General features: G+C 63.1%; 29 protein-coding genes. 9 read left to right on the top strand and 20 right to left on the bottom strand.

What is annotated here, in order from left to right; translation table 11 throughout:
* Positions 1 to 96 precede the first annotated feature (96 nt).
* The 16 genes from D6Z43_RS05610 to D6Z43_RS05535 all read right to left on the bottom strand — a co-directional run bounded on the left by D6Z43_RS05610 (position 97) and on the right by D6Z43_RS05535 (position 14,191).
* Positions 97 to 873 carry a 1,6-dihydroxycyclohexa-2,4-diene-1-carboxylate dehydrogenase gene (locus tag D6Z43_RS05610; protein ID WP_120651008.1) on the bottom strand — a complete coding sequence of 259 codons (777 nt, stop codon included), beginning with the start codon at positions 871 to 873 and terminating at the stop codon, positions 97 to 99.
* A gap of 158 nt (positions 874 to 1,031) precedes the next feature.
* Positions 1,032 to 2,045: a benzoate 1,2-dioxygenase electron transfer component BenC gene (gene benC, locus D6Z43_RS05605; RefSeq protein WP_120651007.1), complete on the bottom strand. Its 1,014-nt coding sequence runs from the start codon at positions 2,043 to 2,045 to the stop codon at positions 1,032 to 1,034.
* Between the two features lie 10 nt (positions 2,046 to 2,055).
* Positions 2,056 to 2,544: a benzoate 1,2-dioxygenase small subunit gene (gene benB, locus D6Z43_RS05600; protein WP_120651006.1), complete on the bottom strand. Its 489-nt coding sequence runs from the start codon at positions 2,542 to 2,544 to the stop codon at positions 2,056 to 2,058.
* On the bottom strand, positions 2,541 to 3,899 hold the full coding sequence (gene benA / locus D6Z43_RS05595; RefSeq protein ID WP_120651005.1) for a benzoate 1,2-dioxygenase large subunit: 1,359 nt from the start codon (positions 3,897 to 3,899) through the stop codon (positions 2,541 to 2,543). Before benA ends, benB begins: the two co-directional genes overlap by 4 nt.
* A gap of 226 nt (positions 3,900 to 4,125) precedes the next feature.
* Positions 4,126 to 5,088 (bottom strand): AraC family transcriptional regulator, encoded by a 963-nt coding sequence (locus D6Z43_RS05590; RefSeq protein WP_120651004.1) that lies wholly within the window; start codon positions 5,086 to 5,088, stop codon positions 4,126 to 4,128.
* 140 nt (positions 5,089 to 5,228) lie between these two features.
* Positions 5,229 to 6,578, bottom strand: a complete 1,350-nt coding sequence (locus D6Z43_RS05585) for an MFS transporter (protein WP_120651003.1) — start codon at positions 6,576 to 6,578, stop codon at positions 5,229 to 5,231.
* Between the two features lie 375 nt (positions 6,579 to 6,953).
* Positions 6,954 to 7,796, bottom strand: a complete 843-nt coding sequence (locus tag D6Z43_RS05580) for an IclR family transcriptional regulator C-terminal domain-containing protein (RefSeq protein WP_120651002.1) — start codon at positions 7,794 to 7,796, stop codon at positions 6,954 to 6,956.
* Positions 7,797 to 8,100: 304 nt separating this feature from the next.
* A complete protein-coding gene (locus D6Z43_RS05575) occupies positions 8,101 to 8,733 on the bottom strand; it encodes a malonic semialdehyde reductase (protein ID WP_120651001.1) in 633 nt (210 codons plus the stop codon).
* 115 nt (positions 8,734 to 8,848) lie between these two features.
* Positions 8,849 to 9,778, bottom strand: coding sequence for an AEC family transporter (locus tag D6Z43_RS05570; RefSeq protein WP_120651000.1), 930 nt, complete (start codon positions 9,776 to 9,778; stop codon positions 8,849 to 8,851).
* 14 nt (positions 9,779 to 9,792) lie between these two features.
* Entirely contained in the window at positions 9,793 to 10,860 is a 1,068-nt protein-coding gene (zapE, locus tag D6Z43_RS05565) for a cell division protein ZapE (protein ID WP_162945811.1), read from the bottom strand.
* Between the two features lie 22 nt (positions 10,861 to 10,882).
* On the bottom strand, positions 10,883 to 11,488 hold the full coding sequence (pcaG, locus tag D6Z43_RS05560; RefSeq protein WP_120650998.1) for a protocatechuate 3,4-dioxygenase subunit alpha: 606 nt from the start codon (positions 11,486 to 11,488) through the stop codon (positions 10,883 to 10,885).
* Positions 11,489 to 11,500: 12 nt separating this feature from the next.
* Positions 11,501 to 12,220: a protocatechuate 3,4-dioxygenase subunit beta gene (pcaH, locus tag D6Z43_RS05555; RefSeq protein ID WP_120650997.1), complete on the bottom strand. Its 720-nt coding sequence runs from the start codon at positions 12,218 to 12,220 to the stop codon at positions 11,501 to 11,503.
* A 129-nt stretch (positions 12,221 to 12,349) separates the two neighbouring features.
* Complete coding sequence (pcaQ, locus tag D6Z43_RS05550; RefSeq protein ID WP_120650996.1) at positions 12,350 to 13,279, bottom strand: pca operon transcription factor PcaQ; 930 nt, start codon at positions 13,277 to 13,279, stop codon at positions 12,350 to 12,352.
* Between the two features lie 130 nt (positions 13,280 to 13,409).
* Positions 13,410 to 13,682: a Rho-binding antiterminator gene (locus D6Z43_RS05545; protein ID WP_120650995.1), complete on the bottom strand. Its 273-nt coding sequence runs from the start codon at positions 13,680 to 13,682 to the stop codon at positions 13,410 to 13,412.
* Between the two features lie 10 nt (positions 13,683 to 13,692).
* Positions 13,693 to 13,947 carry a DUF2024 family protein gene (locus D6Z43_RS05540; RefSeq protein WP_120650994.1) on the bottom strand — a complete coding sequence of 85 codons (255 nt, stop codon included), beginning with the start codon at positions 13,945 to 13,947 and terminating at the stop codon, positions 13,693 to 13,695.
* A gap of 13 nt (positions 13,948 to 13,960) precedes the next feature.
* On the bottom strand, positions 13,961 to 14,191 hold the full coding sequence (locus D6Z43_RS05535) for a glutaredoxin domain-containing protein (protein ID WP_120650993.1): 231 nt from the start codon (positions 14,189 to 14,191) through the stop codon (positions 13,961 to 13,963).
* Positions 14,192 to 14,303: 112 nt separating this feature from the next.
* On the opposite strand from D6Z43_RS05535, the gene D6Z43_RS05530 reads away from it, so the two are divergent.
* Positions 14,304 to 14,867, top strand: coding sequence for a MarR family winged helix-turn-helix transcriptional regulator (locus D6Z43_RS05530; protein WP_120650992.1), 564 nt, complete (start codon positions 14,304 to 14,306; stop codon positions 14,865 to 14,867).
* Positions 14,868 to 14,917: 50 nt separating this feature from the next.
* On the opposite strand, the gene D6Z43_RS05525 is transcribed toward D6Z43_RS05530, so the two are convergent.
* Positions 14,918 to 15,178 carry a hypothetical protein gene (locus D6Z43_RS05525; RefSeq protein WP_120650991.1) on the bottom strand — a complete coding sequence of 87 codons (261 nt, stop codon included), beginning with the start codon at positions 15,176 to 15,178 and terminating at the stop codon, positions 14,918 to 14,920.
* Positions 15,179 to 15,438: 260 nt separating this feature from the next.
* Here D6Z43_RS05525 and D6Z43_RS05520 point away from each other — a divergent pair, with 260 nt between their 5' ends.
* The gene (locus D6Z43_RS05520; protein ID WP_120650990.1) at positions 15,439 to 15,867 is read left to right on the top strand and encodes a carboxymuconolactone decarboxylase family protein; all 429 of its coding nucleotides are present in this window, start codon (positions 15,439 to 15,441) and stop codon (positions 15,865 to 15,867) included.
* A gap of 115 nt (positions 15,868 to 15,982) precedes the next feature.
* Positions 15,983 to 17,416, top strand: a complete 1,434-nt coding sequence (locus D6Z43_RS05515; RefSeq protein ID WP_120650989.1) for a PLP-dependent aminotransferase family protein — start codon at positions 15,983 to 15,985, stop codon at positions 17,414 to 17,416.
* A 189-nt stretch (positions 17,417 to 17,605) separates the two neighbouring features.
* On the opposite strand, the gene D6Z43_RS05510 is transcribed toward D6Z43_RS05515, so the two are convergent.
* Entirely contained in the window at positions 17,606 to 18,985 is a 1,380-nt protein-coding gene (locus tag D6Z43_RS05510) for an aldehyde dehydrogenase family protein (RefSeq protein ID WP_120650988.1), read from the bottom strand.
* A 201-nt stretch (positions 18,986 to 19,186) separates the two neighbouring features.
* On the bottom strand, positions 19,187 to 19,636 hold the full coding sequence (locus D6Z43_RS05505; RefSeq protein ID WP_120650987.1) for a hypothetical protein: 450 nt from the start codon (positions 19,634 to 19,636) through the stop codon (positions 19,187 to 19,189).
* 363 nt (positions 19,637 to 19,999) lie between these two features.
* Here D6Z43_RS05505 and D6Z43_RS05500 point away from each other — a divergent pair, with 363 nt between their 5' ends.
* The 6 genes from D6Z43_RS05500 (at position 20,000) to D6Z43_RS05475 (ending at position 25,161) form a co-directional block, all read left to right on the top strand.
* Entirely contained in the window at positions 20,000 to 21,856 is a 1,857-nt protein-coding gene (locus tag D6Z43_RS05500; RefSeq protein WP_120650986.1) for a multicopper oxidase family protein, read from the top strand.
* Entirely contained in the window at positions 21,853 to 22,488 is a 636-nt protein-coding gene (locus tag D6Z43_RS05495) for an SCO family protein (protein ID WP_120650985.1), read from the top strand. The genes D6Z43_RS05500 and D6Z43_RS05495 overlap by 4 nt, the downstream gene beginning before the upstream one ends.
* A gap of 185 nt (positions 22,489 to 22,673) precedes the next feature.
* Positions 22,674 to 22,985: a DUF2282 domain-containing protein gene (locus D6Z43_RS05490; RefSeq protein WP_120650984.1), complete on the top strand. Its 312-nt coding sequence runs from the start codon at positions 22,674 to 22,676 to the stop codon at positions 22,983 to 22,985.
* 24 nt (positions 22,986 to 23,009) lie between these two features.
* Positions 23,010 to 23,879, top strand: a complete 870-nt coding sequence (locus D6Z43_RS05485; RefSeq protein WP_120650983.1) for a DUF692 domain-containing protein — start codon at positions 23,010 to 23,012, stop codon at positions 23,877 to 23,879.
* On the top strand, positions 23,876 to 24,652 hold the full coding sequence (locus D6Z43_RS05480; protein WP_120650982.1) for a DUF2063 domain-containing protein: 777 nt from the start codon (positions 23,876 to 23,878) through the stop codon (positions 24,650 to 24,652). The genes D6Z43_RS05485 and D6Z43_RS05480 overlap by 4 nt, the downstream gene beginning before the upstream one ends.
* On the top strand, positions 24,649 to 25,161 hold the full coding sequence (locus D6Z43_RS05475) for a DoxX family protein (RefSeq protein WP_120650981.1): 513 nt from the start codon (positions 24,649 to 24,651) through the stop codon (positions 25,159 to 25,161). The genes D6Z43_RS05480 and D6Z43_RS05475 overlap by 4 nt, the downstream gene beginning before the upstream one ends.
* A gap of 94 nt (positions 25,162 to 25,255) precedes the next feature.
* Here D6Z43_RS05475 and D6Z43_RS05470 read toward each other — a convergent pair whose 3' ends face one another.
* Positions 25,256 to 26,125 carry a helix-turn-helix domain-containing protein gene (locus tag D6Z43_RS05470; RefSeq protein WP_120650980.1) on the bottom strand — a complete coding sequence of 290 codons (870 nt, stop codon included), beginning with the start codon at positions 26,123 to 26,125 and terminating at the stop codon, positions 25,256 to 25,258.
* Positions 26,126 to 26,193: the final 68 nt, after the last annotated feature.

The raw sequence follows: 26,193 nt of genomic DNA, 5'->3' as shown, positions 1-26,193 counted from the left end.
GGGACGGGCGCGTGACGGTGCCTGTCCGGTATTGCTCTGCAGGAGACCTCTTGTGGGAGCGAGTTCATTCGCGAATGAATTCGCTCCCACTGGCTGTTATCCCAGGTCACCTCCGCCCACCGGCAGGGTCACGCCGGTGATGTAGGAGGCGTCGTCGGAGGCCAGGAAGAGGATGGCGCCGGCCTGTTCGTCGATGGTGCCGTAGCGCTTCATCAGACTGCTGTCGATCGTCTGGTCGACGATCTGCTGGTACCAGACCTTCTCCTGTTCGCTCTGCTGGGCCGTGTTGCGCGGGATGCGACGCGGCGGCGCTTCGGTACCACCCGGCGCGGTGGCGTTGACGCGGATACCGCGCTCGGCGTTCTCGAAGGCGAGGCAGGCAGTCAGGGCGTTCACTCCGCCCTTGGCGGCGCCGTAGGGGACGCGATTCACCCCACGGGTGGCGATGGAGGACACGTTGACGATGGCGCCCGCGCCCTGCTCCAGCATGTAAGGCAGCGCGGCGTGACAGCACCAGAGCGTGGGGAACAGCGAGCGACGCACTTCGGCCTCGATCTCGTGCTGCTGGTAATGCTCGTAGGGCTTGGCCCAGATGGTCCCGCCCACGTTGTTGATCAGGATGTCCAGGCGGCCGAAGCGCTCCACCGCGGCGGCAGCTACACGGTGGCACTCGGTGAACTGTTCCAGGTCGGCGGTGAGCGCCAGCATCGAGGCGGCGGCACTCAGTTCGTCCTGCAGCTCGAAGACCAGTTCAGAGCGATCCACGGCAACGACGTGCGCGCCCTCTTCCACCAGCCGCTCGACAACGCGACGACCGATGCCCTGCGCCGCGCCAGTAACTACCGCGACTTTGTCTTGGAATCTCTTGTACATGGCAGCCCCTGCAATTGGGTTCTGGTATCGCGGATTCGATCCGGGATACGGATCAGCCCCCTCTCCCTTCAGGGAGAGGGTTGGGGAGAGGGTGACGTCCGAGTCAGCTGAACGGCCCTCTCCCCCGGCCCCTCTCCCGCAAGCGGGAGAGGGGCGCTTCAAGCCGCGCTGGCGGCGAACTTCTCGTAGTAGAAGTTCGCCGGCGAAATGCCCTGCTCGCGGATGTACTGGCTGACCGCCTCGACCATGGGCGGCGGGCCACACAGGTAGACATCCACGTCGCCGTCGTTGAGGTGCTTGGGCGCGATGTGCTGGGTCACGTAGCCCTTCTGCGGATAGCTGCTGTCCGGACTGGCCACGCAAGCGCTGAAGGTGAAGTTGGGGATGCGCGCGGCGAAGGCTTCCAGCTTGTCCATCTCGACCAGGTCGTGGTCGTGGGTCACGCCATAGATCAGGTGCAGCGGGTGCTCGCTGCCCTCTTCCGCAATTTTCTCCAGCATCGCGGTGAAGGGCGCAAGGCCGGTACCGCCAGCAAGCAGCAGCAGAGGACGACGGATGTCACGCAGGTAGAAGCTGCCAAGCGGGCCGGCCAGGGACATGCTGTCGCCAGCCTTGGCCAGGCCGGTGAGGAAGCTGCTCATCAGGCCGCCGGGGACATTGCGGATCAGGAAACTGACTTCACCGTCCTTCTGCAAGGAGCTGAAGGAGTAGGCGCGGGTCTGTTCGCTGCCCGGCACTTGCAGGTTGACGTACTGGCCCGGCAGGAAGGCCAGCTTGCTCAGGGACTCGCCCTTGATGGACAACGCGATGGTGCTGTCGGACAGCTGGCGGACCGCAATGATGCTGGCCTCGAAGCTGGCCTGCTGGGTCTTGCAGACGTCGGAGGACGCAGGTACGCGCACCACGCAGTCGCTCTCGGCGCGCATCTGGCAGGTGAGCACGTAGCCCTGTGCGGCTTCGTCCTCGCTAAGGGCGTCCTCGATGTAGTCCTGGCCCAGGTCGTAGCGGCCGGCTTCAGCGAAGCACTTGCAGGTGCCGCAGGCGCCGTCGCGGCAGTCCAGCGGGATATTGATGCCCTGGCGATAGGCCGCATCGGCCACGGTTTCGCTCGGGGTGGCGTCGATGAAACGGGTGACGCCGTCTTCGAAAGTCAGTGCGATTTTGTGAGTCATGACCGTGCCCTCAGATGTGGTAGATGTCGATCACTTGGCGAACGTAGTCATTCTTGAGAACGACCTTCTTCGCCTTGATCAGCGGGCTCTCGCCGCGCACGTCGAGGGTGTAGAAGCTGGTGCCGAAGTAGCTGTCCACGGTCTTGTAGCGGAAGCTCAGGGTGTGCCAGTTGAAACGCACCTTGCACTGCCCGTCGGCCACTTCGAGGATCTCGATGTTGCTGATGTTGTGGGAGGTGCGAGTGTCCGGCATGGTCGCGCTGGAACGGTCGGTCTTGATGCGGAAGACGCGGTCTTCCAGGCCGCCGCGGCTGCCGTACCAGATCAGCGAGATTTCAGTCTGCGGATCGATGGTCAGCTCGTCGCGATCGTCCCAGGAAGGCATCCAGAAACTGGCGTCGCTGGCGTACAGCTCCAGCCAGTTGTCCCAGTCCTTGTCGTCCAGGTAGCGCGCTTCGCGATAGAGGAAGTCGCGCACGGCGTCGTAAGAGATGCTCATTGCACGGCCTCCACGGGGATCAGTTGCTGCTCGGCCGCGGCGGCCTTGAGCATGGTCTCCTGCCAGTACTTGTGCTGCAGCACGAACAGGCCTTCGTCTTCGGTGCGTACGCCGGAAAGCAACGGGTGCAGGTCGATTTCCTGGGCGGCGGCATCGGCGCCTTCGACCCAGTGCTCGGCACCACGGGACATGTCGTTCCAGCCACGGCTGCCCTGATAGCCCAGCTGACAGGAGCGGAATTCCTCGAGGTCGTCCGGGGTGGCCATGCCGCTGACGTTGAAGAAGTCTTCGTACTGGCGGATGCGCTTGGCGCGGGCGTCCGGACTCTCGCCTTTCGGCGCGATGCAGTAGATGGTGATCTCGGTCTGGTTGACGGAAATCGGCCGGGCGATACGGATCTGCGAGCTGAACTGGTCCATCAGGTACACGTTCGGGTACAGGCAGAGGTTACGGGAGTTCTCGATCATCCAGTCGGCACGAGCCTTGCCGAAGTCCTGGACGAGTTCATCGCGGCGCTCGTAGAGCGGACGATCTTCGGGGTTGGCCCAGCGGGTCCAGAGCAGCAGGTGGCCGTGGTCGAAGGAGTAGAAGCCGCCGCCGTTCTTGGCCCAGCTGCCAGCACTCATGGTCTTGATTTCTTCGCCCGCTTCGCGCTGCTTGCGCTGGTTCTGGGTGGCGGCGTAGTTCCAGTGCACGGAGCTCACGTGGTAGCCGTCGGCGCCGTTCTCGGCGGTCAGCTTCCAGTTGCCCTCGTAGATGTAGCTGCTTGATCCGCGCAGGACTTCCAGGCCCTCGGGGGACTGGTCGACGATCATGTCGATGATCTTGGCGGACTCGCCGAGATGCTCGACCAGGGGTTTCACGTCGGCATTCAGGCTGCCGAAGAGGAAGCCGCGATAAGACTCGAAGCGAGCCACTTTCGTCAGGTCGTGGGAGCCCTCGCAGTTGAAGCTGGACGGATAGCCGGCTTCGGCCGGGTCCTTCACTTTCAGCAGCTTGCCGGAGTTGTTGAACGTCCAGCCATGGAACGGGCAGGTATAGGAGGAACGGTTGCCGCTCTTGTGCCGGCACAGCTGTGCACCGCGATGGCTGCAGGCGTTGAGGAAAGCGTTGAGTACCCCGTCCTTGTTGCGCGCGATGAAGATCGGCTGGCGCCCCATGTTGAGGGTGAGGTAGTCGTTCTTCTCGGGAATCTGGCTCTCGTGGGCGAGATAGATCCAGTTACCTTCGAAGATATGTTTCATTTCCAGTTCGAACAGACGCGGGTCGGTGAACATCTCCCGCTTGCAGCGGTAGACGCCCTTCTCTTTGTCATCCTCAAGCAGCGAGTGCAGGAAATCGAATCCCAGGGACATGGCCAGGGCCTCCGTTGTTATTGTTCAGGCCAGGTCAGGTTAGGGATGCGGGGCAAACGGCAATATCCGCTTTGTGCAGATCGCTATCCGTTTTTTGCAAAGCGGTGGTGAACGCCTGTAGGAGCGAATTCATTCGCGAAGGCAACGTGCAGCATTGCCGTTGTCGTCGCCGCTGAGGGCCCGATCGCGAATGAATTCGCTCCCACAAGGAGGAAAGCAGGTGGGATCAGAGCCCGCGCCGCTTCAGCGTATCCGACGGCAGTTCGCCGAACAGGCTCTTGTAGCTCTCGGAGAAGCGCCCCAGGTGCAGGAAGCCGTAGTCCAGCGCCAGCTCGGTGACGTTGCGTACGTTGCAGCTGGGGTCGGCCAGGCAGGCGCGGATGCGCTCCAGCTTCTTCTGGCGGATGTAGTGCTTGGGCGTGGTGCCCAGGTGGCGCTCGAACAGCGCGTAGAGGGAGCGCAGGCTCATGCTGGCCTGGCGGGCGAGGAATTCGCTGCTGATGTCCTGTTTCAGGTTGTGCTCGATATAGGCCAGGATGCGATCGAAGGAAGCCTCCTGGCAGCCCAGGCTCTCGCGGCTGACGTTGGTCTTCATCAGGCTGAGCATCTTGCTCGCGACGATCTGCGCGTAATGCTCCTGCACCCTTGGCAGCGCGTCGCTGGCTTCGGCCTCCTGGCAGACCATCGCCAGCAGGTTGACGAAGCCTTCCAGCTCTTCGAGCCGGTAGTTGTTCTGCAGGAAGCGCACGCCAAGACTGGGACGGTGCCAACGCTGCTCATCGCAGATGCTTTCCAGCAGTGTGGTGGGCATCTTCAGGATGAACTTCTCGCAATCGTCCGAGTAGGTCAGGTCCACCGGGTCGTCGGGATTGATCAATAGCAACTCGCCCGGCGCCAGGTAGTGCTCCTGCTTGTGACCGCGCCACAGGCAATGGCCGCTGAGCAGTATCTGCAGGTGGTAGATGGTTTCCAGCGCCGGTGAGGTGACGCGCACGGCACCGCCGTAGCTGATGCGGCACAAATCGAGATTGGCGAACTTGCGGTGGTTGAGGCTGGCCTCGGGATGGCCCGCGGCGGGCAGGCGAATGCAGTGCGAGCCGACATGCTGGTTCACATATCCGGACACGGCATAGGGGTCCGCACGCTCGAACACCTTACTGCGTTCACTCAGCAGGCGACTATCCATCACAGGCACTCTTTCTAGTTGTTGTAAGTCGCGGGCGTCATGCCGGTTGGCAAGCGCCCGCGATCATCATTACGCGATTCTATGTGAGCCTTTTCCTACACGCCCTCAATGGAGATAAACGGTTACGAATCAATCGCCGGACGTCATGTAGCGTCGGCGTGGCTCACGAGCCCCTTTATCACCACGGCTGTGGTTGCGATGGCAGCAGGCACCACCAGCGCGGTCAGCACTTGTTCGAAGTTCCAGCCCAGGCCCAGCAGGGTCGCGCCGATCCAGGCTCCGAGAATGGCACCGAAGCGGCCGATGCCGAGCATCCAGGACACGCCTGTGGCACGACCCTGGGTCGGGTAGAAGCGCGCCGCCAGGGACGGCATGGCCGATTGCGCGCCGTTGACGCACATGCCGGCCAGCAGCACCAGAGTGGCCAGCAGGGTCACTTCACCCAGGCTCTGACCGACAAAATAAGCGAAGACACCGGCCATCAGGTAGAACACGCCAATGACCTTGTGTGGGTTGAAACGGTCCATGGCCCAGCCTACGCCGACGGCGCTGAGTACGCCGCCGAACTGGAACAACGCGCCGATGAACGCGGCCTGCTCCATGCTGGCACCGCTGTCGCGCATCAGGGTGGGCAGCCAGCTGGTGAGCAGGTAAACGATCACCAGGCCCATGAAATAGGTCAGCCAGAGCAGCAGGGTTCCCGCGCTGTAGGTGCCGGAGAAGATCACCTTGAAGACGTTGCGGCTCTGCACGGTCTTCTGTTCCGGCACGCTGAAGCCGGTGGCAGTCGCCACTTCAGCCGGCGCAATGGGGGCGAGTGTCTTGCGTATCTTGTCCGTGCCCTTGTTGCGCACGACCAGGAAGCGCGCCGATTCCGGCAGCCAGATCAGCAGCACCACGGCCAGCGCCAGCGGCAGGATGCCGCCGAGCAGCAGCAGGCTGTGCCAGCCAAAGGCCGGGATCATCGAGGCGGATACGAAGCCACCGGAGGCCATGCCGAGGTTGAAGCCGCAGAACATGCTGGTGACCAGCAGCGACTTCAGGCGCTCGGGGGTGTATTCGGACAGCAGCGTCGTGGCGTTGGGCATGGCGGCGCCAAGGCCGAGGCCGGTAAGGAAGCGAAGAATCAGCAGTTGCTCGAGGTTGGCGCTGAAGGCGGAGATCAGGCTGAACAGCCCGAACAGGAACACCGCGGTCACCAATACCACCTTGCGGCCGAAGCGGTCGGCCATAGGACCGGAACCGAGGGCACCGAAGACCATGCCGATGAGCGCTGCGCTCATCACAGGGCCGAGGCTGGCGCGGTCGATACCCCAGTCCTGGGTCAGCGCCGGAGCGATGAAGCCCATGGCGGCGGTATCCAGGCCGTCGAGGAAAACGATGAGAAAACACAGCAGCACGACACGCCATTGATAGGCGGATAGCGGCTGGGCGTTGATGAAGGATTGAACGTCGAGCGTGCCCGTGGCGGGCAGATGGGCTGGGCTGGTCATGCAAGGATTCCTGCGATTGGCCTTCCTCCGCATGCGGGCCGTTCTATGCGGCCTCTGACGGGGAAGACTCGGACTGGACAGGAATGAGGGCGTTTCCGGTAATACAGGCTACGACCGAAACAGACTCTCATTGTTGTTATTGGCCGCGCTGGCTGGTGGCGCGGCTGTGCAGACCTTACGAATAGACGACTGAGGGTTCAATTCGATAATCGGCAAAGCGTTCGATAGTCGAACAAAGATTGGCTGGAGCGATGAATCCCTTGTGAGGGGCGAACTCATTCGCCAAACAGGCCGAAGGTCTGCCGTCGAAACATGGGGCTGCGTCGCAGCCCTTGGCGATTGAAATCGCCCCTACAGTTGAAATCACCGCACCACTCAATGGAACAACCGCGTGCTCAGGTCCTTGCTCGCTTCCAGCAACGCCGGGAGGAAGCGGGTTTCCAGTTCCTGGCGGCTGACGCGGCCGACGTGGGTGCCGACGTTCAATGCGGCGAGCACCTGGCCGGCGGAATCGCGCACCGGCACCGCCACAGACCGCAAGCCCATTTCCAGTTCCTGATCGATGATCACCCAGCCCTGGCGGCGGATTTCCGCGATGCTGGCGCGTAGCCCGTCGACGGTATGCACGGTGCGGCTGGTCTTGATCTGCAGGTCGGCGTGCTCGAGGTAGTCGTCCAGGGCGGCGTCATCCAGCGCGGCCAGGAGAATACGACCCATGGAGGTGCAATAGGCTGGCAGCCGGCTGCCAACGCTCAGGTCCACCGAGATCAGTCGGTTGGGCGTGGCCGAGCGGGCGATATAGAGGATCTCGTCGCCTTCCAGGGTGGCCATGGAACAGGCTTCGTGGAGCTGATCGCTGAGTCGGTCGAGGATCGGCTGGGCGGTTACCGCCAGCGGGGTCGACGACAGATAGGCATGGCCCAGGGTCAGGACCTTGGGCAGTAGCGAGTAGGTGCGCCCGTCGGTCGTGACGTAGCCCAGCTTCATCAGGGTGTGCAGGCAGCGGCGCACGGCGGCGCGGGGAATCTCGGTGCGGTGACTGATCTGGGCAATGGTCAGGTGACGCTTACGTTCCTGGAACGCATGGATCACCGCCAGGCCCCGGGCCAGCGAGGTCATGAAGTTGGGATCGCCGGTGAAGGCTTCGATGCGCTTGGCCGGCGAGGCGATGATCGGCGGGGCCAGGGGCGCCAGAGGGGCACGCAGTTCTTCGGTCATTCTTGTTGTCCTTGGTGGATCGCGGTCGCGGCAAGTCGGCCGATTATCGAACCAAAGTTCGATAATCGCAATTGACCCTGATGCCTTCGGCTCTTACTTTTGCCGCCGCCAACCAGCGCCCCGGTTTGATCAGGTACCTCGGCGCCCGGCATCGGCTTCGCTCATGAGGCGCAGCCGGACTCCCCCACCGCGGCAAACGTCAACACCCCGGCGTGCCATGTGGGGTCGATTTCATTCGCCAAGGGCAGACCTGTGGTCTGCCTGGCGATTGAAATCGACCCCCACAATTCCCGTGGTCCCATCCCTACAACAGCTTGCACACCTCATCGAATTCCAGGCGCGGTCCGCGCGCATGCAGCTTCGACGGATCGCCGTAGCCCAGGTTGCACAGGAAACTGGACTTCACCTGGCTGTCCGCGAAGTGTTCCAGCTGGAAGGCATCCCCCGCACCATCCGCGGGTAAGAACTCGTGGTCTACCAGCGCATTGTCGAATCCCGACATGGGGCCACAGTCCAGGCCCAGGGCCCGCGCCGCGATGATGAAATAGGCGCCTTGCAGAGAGCTGTTGCGCCGCGCGGTGAGGCCGGCGAGCTCTGGCGTGTTGGCGAACCAGGCGCGTGCATCGGTGTGGGGGAAGAGCTTGGGCAGCTGTTCGTAGAACTTCAGGTCATAAGCAATGATGGCGGTGACCGGCGCCGCCATGGTCTTGTCCACGTTGCCTGGTGCCAGGGCCGGCATCAGGCGATGTTTGGCCTCGGGAGTACGCAGGAAGAGGATACGCACCGGACAGCAATTGGCGCTGGTCGGGCCCCACTTCATCAGGTCGTAGAGCTGGCGCAGGGTGTCGTCACTCACGGGCTTTTCCAGCCAGGCACTATGGGTTCGTGCGTTGCGGAACAGCAGGTCCAGGCCTTCCTCGCTCAATTTTTCGCTCATCGCTGTCTCCTCTGGTCAGGATTGGCCGCACGCGCGTGCGGATGACCTAGTGAGGATAGTCAGTGCCGAGCTCCACTTGTGGGGGCGAAGCAGCCCCCAGGCTTTAGCCGTTACCTCAAGTCAACAGACCGATGAAGCTGCTGATGCTGACAAAGGCGAGGATGGTGCAGACCACCAATGCCGCGGCGCAGCGACCTTCAAGCCCGTAACGCTGACCGAGGATCGGGTAAATGCTCATCATCGGCGAACACGCGAAAAGTACGCCCGCGATCCGTAGTACAGGGTCTACCGGTGGCAGCAACTGAAAGCTGAGCAAGACCACCAGCGGGTGAAGGAGCAGCTTGCCGATGCTGAGCTGGGCAACATCCTTGATCAGGCCACCGGCCCGGAGGCCGTTGAGGCTGGCGCCGATGACGAAGAGCGCAACCGGCGCCGAGGCCATCGCCAGCATCTCCACCACTTTCGCCGGCACGCTTGGCAGGCGTACCCCGAGCAGGGCCAATCCCAGGCCGATGCTGATGGAGATGATCACCGGATTGCGCAGCAGGCGCAGGAAGGTATCCAGCAGCGCTGCGCGCAAGCCGCTGCCGTTCTGTCGCCCCAGTTCAGCCAGGGCCAGTGCCAACGGGATCATCAGCAGGTTCTCCACCAGCATCCCCAGGGCTAGAGCTACCGCTGCCGGCGAACCGAGGACCATGGCCACGATGGGATAACCGATGAAGCCACTGTTGGACACCGACATGCCAAGGCCTGCCAGGGCACTGCCGCTGAGGCTGTCCTTGCGCACTAGCCGGGAAAACAGGAAGCCACCCCAGAACACCACCTGGGACCCGATGCCGTAGGCCAGCAGGTAGGTCGCGTCGAACACCTCGTCCAGGGGTTTCTCCAGCAGCGCCCGTATGACCAGGGCCGGCAGGGCGAAGGTAATGACGAACTTGCCCATGCCCAGCACCTGCTCCGGGCTGACCAGCCGTCCGCGGGCTGACAGGTAGCCGATGCCGATGAGGATGAAGATGGGCGCGGTAATACCAAGTATCTGGAACATTCGGGGCTCTTCGGTCAGCAGGTCCCGTCCGCGGGCTGGATCGGCTTCAGTTGCTGCAACCGGCTGCGGGTACGGGAAAAGTCCATATGGGGTTTGCCCCGACACAAGTCGTCCAGACTGGCTTCGCTGGCCAGCAGGAGCCGGGTACCGGCGTCGTAGGCGATGTCGATCAGATTGACGAAGCGTTGCTGCACGTCGATGGCTTCCTCACCCAGGCGAGGTACGCCGCTGATGGCGAGCTGCTGGAAGCGCCTGCTCAGCCATAGCAAATCGGCGCTGGAATGGGGGCGCCGGCACAGCTCGTCGAAGTCCAGCCAGGCACGCTCGGCGTCCATGGCGCGCAGCCTCAGCGGATGGTGGTTGACCACCACGACCGCATCCCGCTCGGCGGCGGAGCTCAACCCCAGCTGGCGCTCGATCCAGGGCTCATCGGTGGCTGACAGCGGCCAGCAGTATGTGCCCCAGGCTTCGAGCTCCCCACGCCGCAGCCGATAGTCTTCGCCGCCGTCCAGATTGAGTACCTCGAAGCGTTTTTCGATCAACGCAATGGCCGGTTGGAAACGTTCACGGTACAGCGGGTTCGGGCAAAGCCCGTCGGGGTCGTAGTTGGAGGTGCAGACCATGCCCACCCCCTCCTCTACCAGCACCTTGAGCAGGCGCCCAAGGAGCACGGCATCGCCGATGTCGTGGACGTGGAATTCGTCGAAGCAGAGCAGCCGTGTATCCACGGCAAGTGCCCTGGCCGCCAGCGCCAGCGGATCGGCCTGGCCGGCGAAGGCACGCATGCGCTCCTGCAACTCCTGGAGGAAGGCGTGGAAGTGCACGCGACGCTTGGCGGAAAGCGGCGCGGCGGCAAAGAAGGCGTCCATCACGAAGCTCTTGCCGCGCCCTACTCCACCCCAGAGGTACAGGCCGGCGACGGGACGTCGCAGCCAGCCCCTTTTTCCGGCCATGAACGACTCCAGCCATTGCCCAAGATGGGCAATGGCTGTGCGTTGCGCCGTGTCGGCCCGATAACCACGGGCTTCCAGCAGTGCATCGAAATGCCTTCCGATGCGCTGGCCGACGGCTTCGGCCGGCACATCGAATGCGAGTTCCCGCTCCCTAGAAGTCAAAGAAGACCGTTTCCCCTTCTCCCTGGATACGAATGTCGAAGCGATAGGCCAGTTTGCCGTCCACTTCGCAGCGACGCGCCACCAGGGTTTCGCGGCGTTGTGGCTGCTCGATCAGGTTCAACACCGGGTCGACGGCATTGGCGCTGGCTTCGTCGTCGAAGTAGATGCGCGTCTGCAAGTGGATGTTGATGCCACGGGCGAACAGCGACAGGTTGATGTGCGGCGCCATGGCTACGCCAGCGGCGTTCTTCACCACGCCTGGCTTGATGGTGTGCAGGGTCCACTCGCCGGCGTCGAAGGTGGTCGCGGTGCGGCCGAAGCTGTTAAACGGCTTTTCCAGGTCGAAGGCGGTGTCATACACCCCTTCATGGTTGGCCTGCCAGAACTCCAGGAAGGAGTCGCGCACCAGGTGGCCGTTGCCGTCGTAGACACTGCCGAGCAGCAGGATGTGCTGGCCGGGAGCATCTGCCTTGGCCATCTGGTTCCAGATTTCCTGGTCGCGGGTCGGGTTGCCGGCCGCATCCAGGGCCAGGCCGATATGCACGTAGGGGCCGGCGGTTTGCGAGGGGGTTTCCGGCAGCAGTTCGATAGGCATGCGCGTGCCTCCTCAGCGGTTTTCGAAGTGGGTCTTGCGCTGGCCGCGCAGGACGATGTCGAAGCGGTACGCCAGGCAATCCATCGGGATGGCGTTGCTCATGTCGAGCTTGGCGATCAGCGTTTCTACCGCGTCGGGGTTGGCGATGCTCTTGACGATGGGGCACATCGGGATCATCGGATCACCCTCGAAATACAGCTGGGTAATCAGGCGGGTAGAGATGGACGGCCCGCTGATGGAGAAGTGGATGTGCGCGGGGCGCCAATCGTTCGGGCCATTACGCCAGGGATACGGGCCCGGCTTGATGGTGCGGAACTGGTAGTAGCCGTCGCGATCGGTCAGCGCACGGCCGACACCACCGAAGTTCGGATCGAGCGGCGCCAGGTAGCGGTCATTCTTGTGGCGATAGCGGCCGCCGGCGTTGGCCTGCCACATTTCTACCAGGGTGTGCGGAACCGGCTTGCCGTATTGGTCCACGACCCGTCCGGAAACGATGATTCGCTCGCCGATTGGCAGTCCGCCGTTATTGAAGTTGAGCAGCAGGTCGTTGTCGTGCTGACCCATCTTCAAGTGGGAGAAGTCAGGGCCGCTGGTCTCGGAAACGGACTGCGGAATGCTCACCAGCGCCTGGCGCGGCGACCGGGCGATGGAGGTCTTGTAGTCGGGCGTGAGGGCTTTCGGGTGCCAGTTTCGGTCACGAATGACGAAGCGGCTATTTTCCGCATCGGACATCACGGTTTCCTCTTATTGGATTTGTCGGGCGGCCCATCGATACACAGGGCAGTGGGCCGTGACGCACAGTCTCATCCAACAGAGGCTGGCAGAAAATTGAAATCCTGCCGGCCTTCCATAACCATTTGGTTATGGAAGACGCCCCTCGCGATAGTCCAGCGCCACCTCGCGCAGGGTCTCCACCGCCCAGTGTGCCGCCAGCGAAAGCGGCAAGGACGCATTGCTGCAGATGCCGACCGAGCCTCCGGGCTCCTTGAACCCCAGGTCCAGCTCCACCAGTTCTCCGCTCGCCAGGTCCAGGCGCACGGCATCCAGCGGAGCAATCCATACCGCATCGCCGTTCAACACATAGCGTCGACTCAGGGCCAGGGAAAGCGTTTCCAGGCGTTGTCGCGGCGGGCTGATGCCGCTTTGCACGAAGAAGCCGTCGGCATGCTTGCGGATGGTGGTTCCGGCAAGAGGCAGTACCAGGGGGAATCCGTCCAGCGAGCGGCGATCGGCGCCCTCTTCCAGCAACGGGTGGCCGGCGCGCACAACCAGGGTCATGGATTCGCTGTACAGGTGTTCGAAGGTCAGGCCATGAATTTCCGGGTTGTCGGTCATGCGTCCGACCACCAGATCCAGCTCGCCTACCCGCAACTGCGACAGCAGGTAAGCGCCCGGCCCGGTCAGCACACTGACCACCAGCGAGGGATGACTGTGATGCAGACGCCGCACGACTTCCGGCACTAGCAGGCCTTCCACCGTGGAGAGCACGCCAAGACGCACGGTGCCGGCGGCATATTCGCCTTCGCGCAGGCTGTTGACCCCGTCACGCAGCGCCTGCACGCAAGGGCCGGCATAGCGCATGAAGGCCAGGCCCGCCTCGGTCAGGCTGACGCCGCTCTTGCTGCGATCGAACAGGCTGGCGTCGAGGACCTCTTCCAGCTCCTTCAGGGTCTTGGAGATGGCCGGCTGACTCACCGCCAACTGGTCCGCAGCACGAGCCAGGCTGCCCTGGCGTGCCACTTCGAGGAAGCACAGCAGATGGCGGAATTTGATGCGGGTATCGATGTTCAACGTCGCGGTCCTGTTGCGGCTGGCCTGCGAAGGCTAGCGCAAGGACGGGCTGTGGAGCCATTCGTTGGCGGCATTTGTGGGAGCGAATTCATTCGCGATTGAAATCGCTCCCACAGGAATAGTCAGACGGTCAGGCCGCGCACACCTTCCCGGCCAGTTCCATTCGTCCGAAGCGTGCTCCGGGCTCTAGCGGCGTAATCGCCAGCAGTCGGTCCATGCGCACTGAACAGGGTCCGTCCTCCACTTCCAGCACGAAGAATTCTTCCTTCTCCGCGCTGGTGTGGGTGGTCAGCGCCCTGGCCTCGAACCCGCCGCCGTCCACCAGTTCCACCTTCACCAGGTAGCGATAGAGACAGGCGATTTCAAGGAAATCGTGCAGGTCGCAATCCAGGGGCTGATACATCGCGAGCTCCTCAGCAACCTTGCAGTGGAATGATCGAGTAGCCGTACTGGCCGATGGCTTCGGCCACCTGCGGGCTGGCGATCTCGCTGTGGCAGAACAGGCATTCGCTGGCGGCGATGTCGGCGTCCTGCACACCCCGGCTGGCCAGCCACTCGGCGGCGAAGCGTCCAGCCTGGATCTTGTCGCCGCCGTCGGTGAGCACGTCGAAGTGCAGGTAACGGCCATCGCGGGTACGGACATGGGTATCGAAGACTTTCACCTGCATTTCGATGCCCTCCTTACTTCAGGTCCGCAATCGCGGCGCCAAAGTTAATGTGCAGTACCTGGTCGTCCACCACCAGGGCAGGAACCGATTTCACGCCGGCGGCTTCAGCTTCGGCGACGCGGGCCGGGGCCTCGCCCAGGTGCACCACTTCCACCTTCACCTCAGGGGCGAGCAGGTTGAGCAGGGTCTGTTCAGCGGAAACGCATACCGGGCAGCCGGCGTGGTAGTAACGAGCGGTAGTCATCTTCAGTCTCCTGGTTGATTTGGTATCGAATCGATACGTTATTCAGATTACCCGGAGGCACCCCTTTGTCAATATAGTTTTTACTCGATACTATCTATCGACGGAGGTGAACATGAGCACCCTATTCGACCTGTTCGAAAGACTGACCAGCCTGATGCGCATCTGGCACCGCGAGCACCCGCTGCTCGCCGACCTGCAGCCGGTGCAGCTCAGCGCGCTCGAGTACCTGGCGCGCTGCAACCACTACTCAGATACGCCGCTGGCGGTGACCGACTACCTCGGGCTGACCAAGGGCACCGTGTCGCAATCGCTGAAAGCACTGGAAGCGAAGGGGCTGATCGAGAAGCGTCAGGACCTCAACGACAAGCGCAGCGTGCACCTGGTGTTGACGCCTGCGGCGCGGGAGTTGCTGGCTGCGGTGACGCCGCCGGCATTCCTGGCTGACGCCGCGGCGGAAATGGGGGCGGACGCGGCACAACTGGAGCGGCTACTGGGAGAGTTGCTGCGCACTGTGCAGCGCCAGGTCGACGTGCCCGGTTTCGGCCTGTGCAAGACCTGCCGCTTCCACCAGCAGCGGGACGGCGAGCCCTTCTGCGGACTGACCCGGGAACCCCTGAGCCGCCCCGCCATCGAGCTGATCTGCCGCGAGCACGAACCTCTCGACAGCGCGGCCTGATCGCGCCAGTACCTGATGGGCAGGCTGGGGCCTCCCTGCCCCACATGAATTCAGGCGGCGGTGTCGAAAAGTTCGCGGCCCTGATCCAGGTACTGATCCACCAGCCACCTGCCGTGGGCCAATGATGCCTGCTGGGCCTTGCCGAGTTCCGCCAGGAAGGAATAGCGGACCGGAAGCGCAATGCGGCGCGTGGTCTGGCCGTCAGGCGCGATGATGTGGCAGCCGGCTGCCCAGGGCGTCGGAATGCCCGGATGCTCGAAGACGTCAGCGACTACGGTGTGGTTGCGGTGAACGCATTGCAGGGTGCTCATGGGGTCTACCTCTTTGTTGAATGCCCGGAGCCATGGAGTCGGCCAGCCCGGCGGGCGTGAATGAAGTTCAACTGAAGGTCGGCGCATGCCTTGCTCACTTCCGGATATAGCACAGGGAGCAATCCGGGACGTTTCACCTGACCGGGGGTCATCCCATTGGCCTGCCGGGTTTCCCGCAAATTGGCTATTCGACGGCACCGGACCGCACGATAACTTACGTCCATCCCCGCAACCTGCGGGTCCCGACTGGAGAGAGCAAGATGCGAATCGAGTGGAAGCAGCAAGCGCCCGAAGTCTTCAAGGCCATGCTGGGCCTGGAGCAGGCCCTCGCCAAATCCGGCCTGGAGAATTCCCTGCTTGAGCTGATCCGCCTGCGCGCGTCGCAGATCAACGGTTGCGCCTACTGCGTCAACCAGCATGCCAATGACGCACGCAAGGCGGGTGAAACCGAAGCTCGCCTGCAGACCCTGAGCGTCTGGAAGGAAACCCGCTTTTTCAGCGAGAGAGAGCGTGCTGCCCTGGACTGGGTCGAGAGTCTGACATTGCTGCCCGAACGCCACGCGCCGCAACATCAGTTCGATGCCCTGCGCGAACACTTCAGCGAAGTCGAGATCGTCAACCTGACGCTGGCCATCGCCACCATCAACGCCTGGAACCGCTTCGGCGTGGGCTTCGAGCTGGTCCCCTGAGGCAATATCCGCACCTTACCAATGGGCCGCCGCGTGCGGCCCATTGCATTTCCGAGCCATCCACAACGACCGGCAATGCGGTATTTTTTCTGACAGTCCCTCGCCGGAGCCATGTATGGAACTCCACATCGTCATCCAGGGCAGCAAGGACCTGTCCGGTCAGCTGTATCGCCAGTTACGCGAAGCCATCGAGTCCGGCCGCCTGAAGGCGGGAACCCGGCTGCCACCCAGCCGCTTGCTGGCCGAGCAGCTCGGCATCTCGCGCAAGACGGTGTCCGATACTTATGCCCTGCTTACCTACGACAACCTGCTCACCGGCAAGGTTGGCTCGGGCACCTTCGTCAATGCCCAGTCCGCCGGACAGGGACGCAAGCAGGGGCACGAATCGCTGGCCAGCGCGGCGATCATTTCCCGGTGGCGCAATATCTCTACCAGCCTGCGCCATCCATCCCCCGACGCGATGTTGCGCTACGACTTCATCGGTGGCGCGACCACCCGCAACCAGTTCCCCCAGGACGATTGGCGCCGCTGCACCCAGCATGCCCTGCGCCAGACGGCGAAATCTCGGGGCCTCTACAGCGAAACAGCCGGCTTGCCCGCCCTGCGCGATGCCATTGCGCGCCATGTGGCCTTTTCCCGCGGCGTGCGCTGCAACGCCGAAGATGTCGTGGTGTGCAATGGCGCGCAGCAAGCGTTGGACCTGCTCGCCCGTGTGCTGATCGAGCCGGGGTGCAGCGTGGCCGTGGAGGACCCCGGCTACCCGCCGGCACGCCAGTTGTTCGCTGCCCAGGGCGCCGAGGTAATTGGCATTCCGGTGGATGCGGAAGGCATCTGCGTCGACGCCATCCCCGAGCATGTGCGGTTGATCTACGTGACCCCGTCGCACCAGTTCCCCCTCGGCATGCCCATGAGCCAGGCCCGGCGCGAAGCGCTGCTGGAGAAAGCCCTGCGTATCGGCGCGGTGATCATCGAGGATGACTACGACTGCGAGTTCCGCTACGAAGGCCGCCCCACAGAAACCCTGCAGAGCCTGGACAGCCAAGGCGTGGTGGCCTACGTCGGCACCTTCTCCAAATCCTTGCAGCCCGAGCTTCGCCTGGGCTACTGCATCCTGCCGCCGGCACTGATCGCTGCCGTTACCGCCGCCAAGCAGCTCGCTGACTGCCACTGCTCCACCTTGACCCAGTGGACCCTGGCCAAGTTCATCGATGAAGGCTGCCTGCTCAAGCATATCCGCCGCAGCCACATCCTCTACACCAGCCGGCGCGAGCGCATCCACGAGCGTTTCAAGGGCGACCTGGCGCGCTGGTTCGAGCTGGTGCCTTCGGTGGCAGGGTTCCACCTCGCAGTGCTGGCGAAGGTGCCGGTGGACATGCCGCTGCTGGTGGAACTGGCCCGCAAGGTGGACGTCGGCCTCTATCAACTGGCCGCCTTCTCCTACCAACTGCCGCCGCGCAGTGGCCTGATGCTCGGCTACGGAGGCATCGAGACCCTGGACATCGACCCGGCACTGGATCGGGTGCGGGACATCCTGGAGCAGATTGCATAGGGAGGTTGGATAACCTCCTTTGTGGACTAAGGACTGGCAGGAGCGAGCTTGCTTGCGAACAGCTTGAGCACGATCCTTCGCGAGCAAGCTCGCTCCTACAGAAAACCACGACCCAAGGATGTAGTTTCCCACGTACAAATTGAGAAAGGGGCTGCACTTGGCAGCCCCTTTCTCATTGAACGCCAACTGTCAGCGACGATCGCGCCAGATGGTCTGCACATTGAGGAACTCGCGCAGGCCGAAGTGGGACAGTTCGCGACCGTAACCGCTTTTCTTCACGCCACCGATCGGCACGCGCGGGTCGGAGGCGGTGAAGCCGTTGATGAATACGGCGCCGCTGACGATACGACGGGCCAGCTTCTGCGCCTTTGCGGCATCGGTAGTCCAGAGCGCACCACCCAGGCCGAACTCGCTGTCGTTGGCCAGCTCGACCGCATGCTCGGCATCGCGGGCGACGATCAGGGACGCCACAGGGCCGAAGATTTCCTTGCGGAATGCAGTCATGTCCGGGGTCACGTCAGCCAGGATGGTCGGTGCGTAGAAGTTGCCTTCGCCTTCCAACTTGTGGCCACCGAGCAGCAGGGTCGCGCCCTCGGCCAGGGTCGCCTGCACCTGGCCATCGAGTTCATCGCGTAGGTCGAAGCGGGCCATGGGGCCGACGAAGGTGGAATCGGCTTGCGGATCACCGATCTGCAGCGCCTTGACCGCCGCCACGAAACGCTCGGTGAAGGCTTCGGCGATAGGCGCTTCGAGGATGATGCGCTTGGCCGCGATGCACACCTGCCCGGCATTGTTGAAACGGCTGGAGACCGCGGCTTTCACGGCCTGGTCCAGGTCGGCGTCGGCCAGGACGATGAAGGGATCGGAACCGCCCAACTCCAGCACGCACTTCTTCAGCGCCGCACCGGCCTGGGAGGCGATGGCGGCACCGGCGCCCACGCTACCTGTCACCGCCACCATGGCAATGCGCGGGTCGGCGATGGCCACGGAGACCAGCGGCGGCTCGACATTGATCACCTCGAACACACCTTCCGGCAGGCCAGCCTCGGCCCAGGCGTTGCCCAGCAGGCGAGCGCAGCCCATTACGTTGGGTGCGTGCTTGAGCACATACGTGTTGCCGCCGAAAATGATCGGCACTGCGCCGCGCATCACTTGCCACACGGGGAAGTTCCAGGGCATCACGGCCAGCACCGGCCCCAACGGCAGATAAGCGACCACAGCCTTGTCGTCCTCCACCAGGGTCGGCTCGTCGGCCACCATTGCGGGACCATGCTCGGCGTACCACTCGCAAAGCTTGGCGCACTTCTCGATCTCGCCACGGGACTGGCTGATCGGCATGCCCATTTCAGTGGTGGTCATCCGCGCCATGGTTTCGGCGTTGGCACGCAGCGCCTTGGCCATGCGCAGCAGCGCCGCGCTGCGCTCTGCCACGCTGGACTGGCTCCAGACCTCGAACCCGCGCTGGGCAGACGCCAGGCTGGCTTCCAGGGCGGCGGCATCCTGGTAGGGATAACGGGCAATTTCTTCGCCGGTGGCAGGGTTGCGGGAGATGGCGACGGGCTGAGTCATGTTGTCCTCGTTCTACGTGAGAGCCGGTCAGGGCTCGCGATCAATCATGCGGCGACGTTAAGGCAGCGACCGATTCACGTAAAACGAATAATCAAGAAGAAAGTATTCACAAAAAGAGAATGGGTGGTGGACCACTTCGTCATTGAAATCGCGCCAATGACGATCGGGTGATTCGCGATAGCTCAAGCAGAGGCCAAGGTGTCACGCCGATTGCAGCGCCACTCGCGCTTTTCCCCTGTAGCCACGCGTCAGCGGCCAACTGCGGTGTAGTTCATCCGGCGATTGAGTGGTGACCACGTACACCCGCTGCTCGTGACCATGGCGCAGCAGCAAGCACTGCAGCGATTTGCCGTCTTCCACATCGAACCATCGGGGTTCGCCGTCGTGGGTCATCTCCATGAAGCGCGCCACCCGCGCCAATACCGTGGCAGGGCTGAAGCGGTCCCAGCCTTCCGGCAGCGAGCCCTCCCCCTGTAGCCAGCCAGTGGCCGGGAGTTCTCCGTATTCCTGGCTTCGACGCCCCCACGGAATCCACACCACGCCACGTTGTGGGTCATGGATGGGCAATGCGGCATCGGCATCCGGGTAATTGATGAGTTGCCGACATCCTTCGACGGTGAAGAGCCCACTGACTTCCACTGAATGACACATGACTGCCTCCCCTAGCCGAAGCAATTGTCATCGTTGCCAGGATTGCTGGTTCAGGGGCGGTTGTTGGCGTATCGATATTTTTCGGCCCCTGCCGCCTGAGTTTCGTAACCGGGGGGCAGGAGTCAAGACGCCGCCATACTGGCTTTGACAGGAGGGCCAGAGACGCGACGAAGCGCAGTGAAACGCAGTTCACGAAGGCTGCCCAGCCAGTTGTCATTATTTTGACTGACAGCAATTTCATAGTGATATCGTCATTGGAATTCCAGAAGCATGACGGAACCCCCAACACTCCCTTACGGCACGAAGCACATCGGTATTTCCAGCCCCTGAGCAACAAGAATCCCCTGGGGGAGGAGGCGTCTCATGAACAGGCCCTACCCCATCCAACTCACGTCCGCCGATTCCCGCAGAACCTTCCTCAAGTTAGCCTCAGCGGCAGTGGCCGCCCCCCTCATCGGGCACCCGCTGGGAAGCCTCGGCAAGGACGACGAAGAGGAAGAGGTCCTTCCAGTCATCCCGCCCAGTCCGCCCACCATTCCCTGGACCCTCGAACTGGCGGAACGGATCACCCCGCTGGCCCCCGTGCTCCTGACTCCCGCACCCACCGAGCGGGCCAACGCCGCAGCCGGAGAGGCCGGCCGGGCGGCGCATCAGCGCTGGGCCGAACTGGCCTTCAGGGTCACCTACGAACTGTCGGCACGGGAGAACCCGGAATGGCTGTTCAATGACGCCTACCCACGTCAGCCGATATGGGGCTTCCAGGGCAACGAAGCGGAACCGATGACACCAGGGCCGGTGATCTTCGCGCGCTACGGCGAGCCCATAGTCGTGCGTATCCGCAATGGCTTGCCGCCCGACCACCAGGGATTCGGTTCACCGGAAATTGCCACCCACCTGCACAACGCCCACACCGGATCGGAAAGCGACGGTTTCCCCGGTGACTTCTACAGCGCGACAAAGGCAGGTCCGACGCTGTCCGCTCCGGGGGAGTTCCTCGACCACCTGTACGGCAACATCTACGCCGGCTTCGATGAGTTCCAGAATGGTATCGGCGACCCGCGCGAGGCCCTGGGCACGCTCTTCTATCACGACCACACCATGGATTTCACCGCGCCAAACGTCTACAAGGGCCTGCTCGGTTTCTACCTGTTGTTCGATGACGTCGATTCCGGCGACGAGCACGATCCCAACCCATCGGCGCTGCGCCTTCCCAGTCATCCGTATGACTATCCACTGGACTTTGGCGACAAGCGCTTCGCGCCCAACGGCACCCTGTTCTGGGACCAGGTCAGCCCGGAAGGCGTGCTGGGCGACAAGATCACCGTCAACGGCATCATCGAACCCGTCCTCCGGGTCGCCGCGCGCAAATACCGCCTGCGTCTGCTCAACAGTGGCCCGAGCCGCTTCTACGAGTTCTATCTGGTGGATCGCCGTGGCCGCGACCAGCGCTTCACCTACATCGCCAACGACGGCAACCTGCTTCCGGCACCGCTGCGCAACCAGACGCGGGTCCGCCTGGGTGTGGCGGAGCGCGGCGACATCGTGGTGGACTTCTCCGTCTACCCGCTGGGAACCGAGCTCTACCTGGTCAACCGCCTCACGCACAAGCCTGAAGACACCCGACAGCCCAAGGACGTTCGCGAACCCGGTGTGCGGGTGCTCAAGCTCATCGTCGACCGCATGCCCCCCGAAGCCGATATCAGCCAGGTGCCCGATCGGCTCCGCGACCTGCGCCCACTCACTGCCGAGGAGATCGCCGCGGCACCGATTCGACGCTGGGTGTTCGACCGCGACAAGGGCTTGTGGTCCATCAACGAGCGCTTCTTCGACCCCAACCAGGTCAACGCACGTATACGCCAGGGCAGCGCCGAAGTGTGGGAGCTGGTCAACCCCGAGGATGGTTGGGACCACCCCATCCACATTCACTTCGAGGAAGGTCGCATCATCAGCAAGACGGTGCTCGGCCGTGCCGTGCCGGTACCGCTCCACGAACAGGGACGCAAGGATGTCTTCGTGATTGGTGAGGATATGACGGTACGGGTATTCCTGCGCTTTCGTGACTTCCTCGGCAAGTACCCCATTCATTGCCACAACCTGATCCACGAAGACCACGCCATGATGGCTCGCTGGGATATCGAACTGGACACCAGCGGGCCGTCGCCCAACAGCGGCAGCGGCATGGCGCGCAATCAAGCGCCGCTTCCGGGAGGCCGCGCATGAACACTCGACGCATGGTAATCGGCGGGCTGGGTCTGGCCGCCGTTGGCGGCACCCTGGGTTACGGCCTTGCGCCGAAGTCACCATCAACGACGCGCCAGGCCGAAAGCCGCTTCCCTGATGTTCCCGTGCAAGCCCATGACGGCCGCCAGTTTCGTTTCTACAGCGACCTGGTGCGCGGCAAAGTGGTGGCGATCAACATGATGTACGTCCAATGCGAAGGCAGCTGCCCGGCGATGATCGCCAACCTGCGCAGGCTCCAGTCCCTGCTCGGCGAACGCCTGGGCCGCGACGTATTCCTCTACTCCATCAGCCTGCAGCCTGCGCTGGACACCACCGAGGTCCTCAAGGACTACGCCGAACGCCAGGGTGCACGCCCCGGCTGGCTGTTCCTCACCGGCAAGGAAGCGGATATCCGTCGCCTACGCTACGGCCTGGGTTTTTACGATCCCGTGCCTGAGGTGGACGACGATCTCACCAGCCATATCGGCATGCTCCGTATCGGCAACGACCGCACCAACCGCTGGACCATGGCACCGGCCCTATGTGACGCCGAGCGCATCATCGCTACCATCAACCATGTCGATACAGCGATGGTGGCGACGGCCTATCAGCGCGCAACCGCACCCGCCTGACGACGGGTGCGTTACGCCGCCTGGGAAACGACTGACGAAAAAACCTATCCTGGGATGTAACGCCGATTCTCGCTCCCTGTCTCCTGTTTCGAAGGCGGAGCTTCCAGCGCCCGGGCAACCGGGAATGCCCCGCCCCCCTTGGGCACTACGCCCCGATCGACCCATCAGAAACGGAGAGAACAACCATGAAAACCCCGACTGCCAGTGTCGTATCCGCAACCGGCCTCGCCCTTGCCCTGAGCACCGCTCTTGGCCTGGCCATGGCGCCTGTGAGCGCCCAGGCCGCCGACAACGAGAAGTGCTTCGGCGTCTCCATGAAAGGCAAGAACGACTGCGCTGCCGGCGCCGGCACTTCCTGCGCAGGTACCGCGAAGATGGACTACCAGGGCAACGCCTGGAAGTACGTCCCGGCAGGCACCTGCGAGAAGACCGCGTCCCCCACTTCGCCCACCGGACATGGCCAGCTGCAAGCCTTCAAGGAAGAGAAAAAGAGCTGACCATAACCGGCAGGAGCTCGCGCCATGACTCCGTGCTCACTGCTCCTGGCTCTTGCCGGTCGATTGCCGGCGCGGGCCGGAATCGGGCTGAAGTCCCAGCACCACCGGGACTTGCTCGATGCCCGCCCGGCCCTCGGCTTCGTTGAAATCCACGCAGAGAACTACATGGTGGAAGGCGGCCCTTTCCACCATTACCTGGGGTTGATCCGAGAGGATTACCCCCTCTCCATCCACGGTGTCGGCCTGTCCATCGGCGCCAGCCAGCCCCTCGACACGGCCCATCTCGATCGCCTGGCCACGCTGCTCCGGCGCTATGAACCAGCGTCATTCTCCGAGCACCTCGCCTGGTCGACCCATGGCGACTACTTTCTCAACGACTTGCTGCCACTGACCTACGACCAGGACAGCCTGGCAAGAGTCTGCGCGCACATCGACCAGGTCCAGGACCATCTGCAACGACCGATGCTGCTGGAGAACCCGGCTACCTACCTGGAGTTCAGCGACTCCAGTCTGGAAGAAGCCGAGTTCATCAGCGAGGTCGTGAAACGCACGGGCTGCGGCCTGCTGCTGGACCTGAACAATGCCTACGTGTCGTGCATCAACCACAACCGCGATGTGCGCACCTACCTGAATGCCCTGCCCTTGCATGCGGTTGGCGAAATCCACTTGGCGGGATTCGCCGAGGATTGCGATGCCGCCGGTGCGCGCCTGCTGATCGACCATCATGGATCGGCGGTAGATGACGCAGTCTGGGCCCTCTATGACGAAACCCTGGAGCGTCTCGGCCCGTTGCCGACGCTGATCGAGCGGGATAACGACATTCCCGCCCTGGACGTTCTGGTCCGCGAGGCCGATCGTGCCGAGCAGCGGCTGAGACAGGAGCAGACGGCATGAACGTCGATGCCTTCGCCACTGCGCTGCTCGCTCCTGATCCAGACTGTCCGCCCGGCCTTGCAACATGGAACGGCTCCGATCCGATGCGGCGTTTCGCGGTTTATCGAAACAACGTTCTGGCCTCGCTGATCAACGCGCTGGCGGACACATTCCCGGTGGTGAAGCAACTGGTGGGGAACGAGTTCTTTACCGGGATGGCGCGCCTGCATGTACAAGCTGCGCCACCGCGCTCCCCCCTGCTGGCTTACTACGGCGAGGATTTTCCCGCCTTCATCGCAACTTTCCCACCGGCTGCCGGACTGCCTTACCTCGCTGACGTGGCACGGCTGGAATTGGCCCAGGTGCATGCCTACCACGCCGCTGACCTGCCACCGCTGGACAGCGCCGGCCTTGCCGCCGTCCTGGCCGATCCGCAGCTCCTGCCCGGCATGCAACTCTGGCTGCACCCGTCGGTGGCGGTAATCGGCTCCGACTTCGCCATCGCCTCGCTCTGGGCCGCCCACCAGGGCTTGCTCGAACTGACTGCAGTCGATCCCGCTCAGCCCGAATGCGCCCTGGTACTGCGCAATGGCCTGGAGGTGGAAGTCAGCCGTATCAGCTCCGGTGCAACGGTCTTCATCCAGGCCCTGCGCGCGGGCAGCCCACTCGGTTCGGCCGTGGGCGCCGCGCTGACCGTCGACACCGATTTCGACCTCGGTTCCACCCTCGCCTGCCTGCTGGCAGGCGGAGCCATTACGCGGTTCACCCTCCACTGCGGGAGTCAGATGCCATGAACGCCACCATCCAGATCCACTACAGCCACCTGCCGGCCAAGCTGGTAGTCCAGGCCATCGAACTGTGCAAGCGAATTCCCTACAGCCTTGTGGCCTTCGTCGCGCGCTTCTCCATTGCCGCGATCTTCTGGAAATCCGGGCAGACCAAGATAGAGGGCCTGGTTATCGACCTGGTGGACGGCACCTTCGAGCTGGGCATCCCGCATCTCTCCGCATCCGCAGTGCCACTGTTCACCGACGAGTACCACCTGCCCTTTCTCTCACCTGAACTGGCTGCCCACATGGCGGCATTCGCGGAGCACTTTTTCCCTCTGTTGATTTTGCTCGGTCTGGCCACGCGCTTTTCCGCCCTGGCCTTGCTGGGCATGACCCTGGTGATCCAGACCTTCGTCTATCCCGACGCCTACCCTACCCACGGCGTCTGGGCCGCCAGCCTGTTGTTGTTGGTCAGCCAGGGGCCGGGGGTGTTGTCCATCGATCACCTGATAGCGCGGCGGTACCAGGGTTGAAATGCCCCGGCGCCCCATATCCGTAGGAGCGAGCTTGCTCGCGAACAGCCCAGAGAAGAGCCTTTCGCGAGCAAGCTCGCTCCTACAAAAAGCTTCAACGGGAAATGCGGAATTCCTTCGGCGACTGCCCCGTTCCGCGCTTGAAGAATCGGGAGAAGTAAGCCGGCTCGGAGAATCCCAGGCTGTCCGACACCTGGATGATGGTCATCGCCGTGTACACCAGGCAGCGCTTGGCCTCCAGCAACAGCCGCTGGTTGATCATCTGCAGCGCGGACTGTCCGGCCAGGCGCCGGCACAGGGCATTCAGGTGGGCAGCGCTGATCCCCAGGCGCTGCGCGTAATGCTCAATGGGCAGATGCTCGCGGAAGTGTTTCTCCAACAACCGGGTGAACTCCTGCAAGTGCAGCCGCCCCCGGTCCTGATATTGAGCTTCTGACTGGGACCGGGCCAATGAGCAGCGGCCGATCCACACCAGCAGCACACTGATCAACGACTGCAGCATCAGCTCCCGTCCCGGCGCGTGTTGGGCGTATTCGCGGCTGATGGCTTCGAACAAGGTGTCCAGGTAGGGCTGGCTGTCGCCGGCGGCGAAGCAGGCCGGAGTCAGCAACGCATTGCTGTCGAGCAGCCCCGCCACCTGCTCCACCAGTGGCAGCGCGAGGGTCAGCACGTGGCCATCGACGTCATTGGAAAAGCGGAAACCGTGTACGCAGAGGGCCGGCACCACCTGCAGCGAAGCGCAGTCGACCCGGTTCACCTGCCCCTCCACTTCCAACTCCGCACGGCCAGAACGCACATAGAGCAATTGCACCAGGTCGCCATGCTGGTGCGGCTTGATCTCCCATTCGTGCAGGCGGCTGCGCGACTCGATCGACTCCCAGTGGATCAAGTCCGGCGTCGGCCAGGCGGACGTCTCGCCATAGAGCTTGAAGACCGGTACGGGGGAATGGGTCTGTTCGATCATCGAACCTCCAACGACATGAATCCACGAAAAATCCAGGAATGCCGTTGGATATTGCCTTCAAAGCGGAT

The organism is Pseudomonas sp. DY-1, assembly GCF_003626975.1.
Lineage (GTDB): Bacteria > Pseudomonadota > Gammaproteobacteria > Pseudomonadales > Pseudomonadaceae > Metapseudomonas.
Note: the sequence above shows the minus strand (reverse complement) of the source record. Positions and strands in the feature narration are given on the sequence as shown.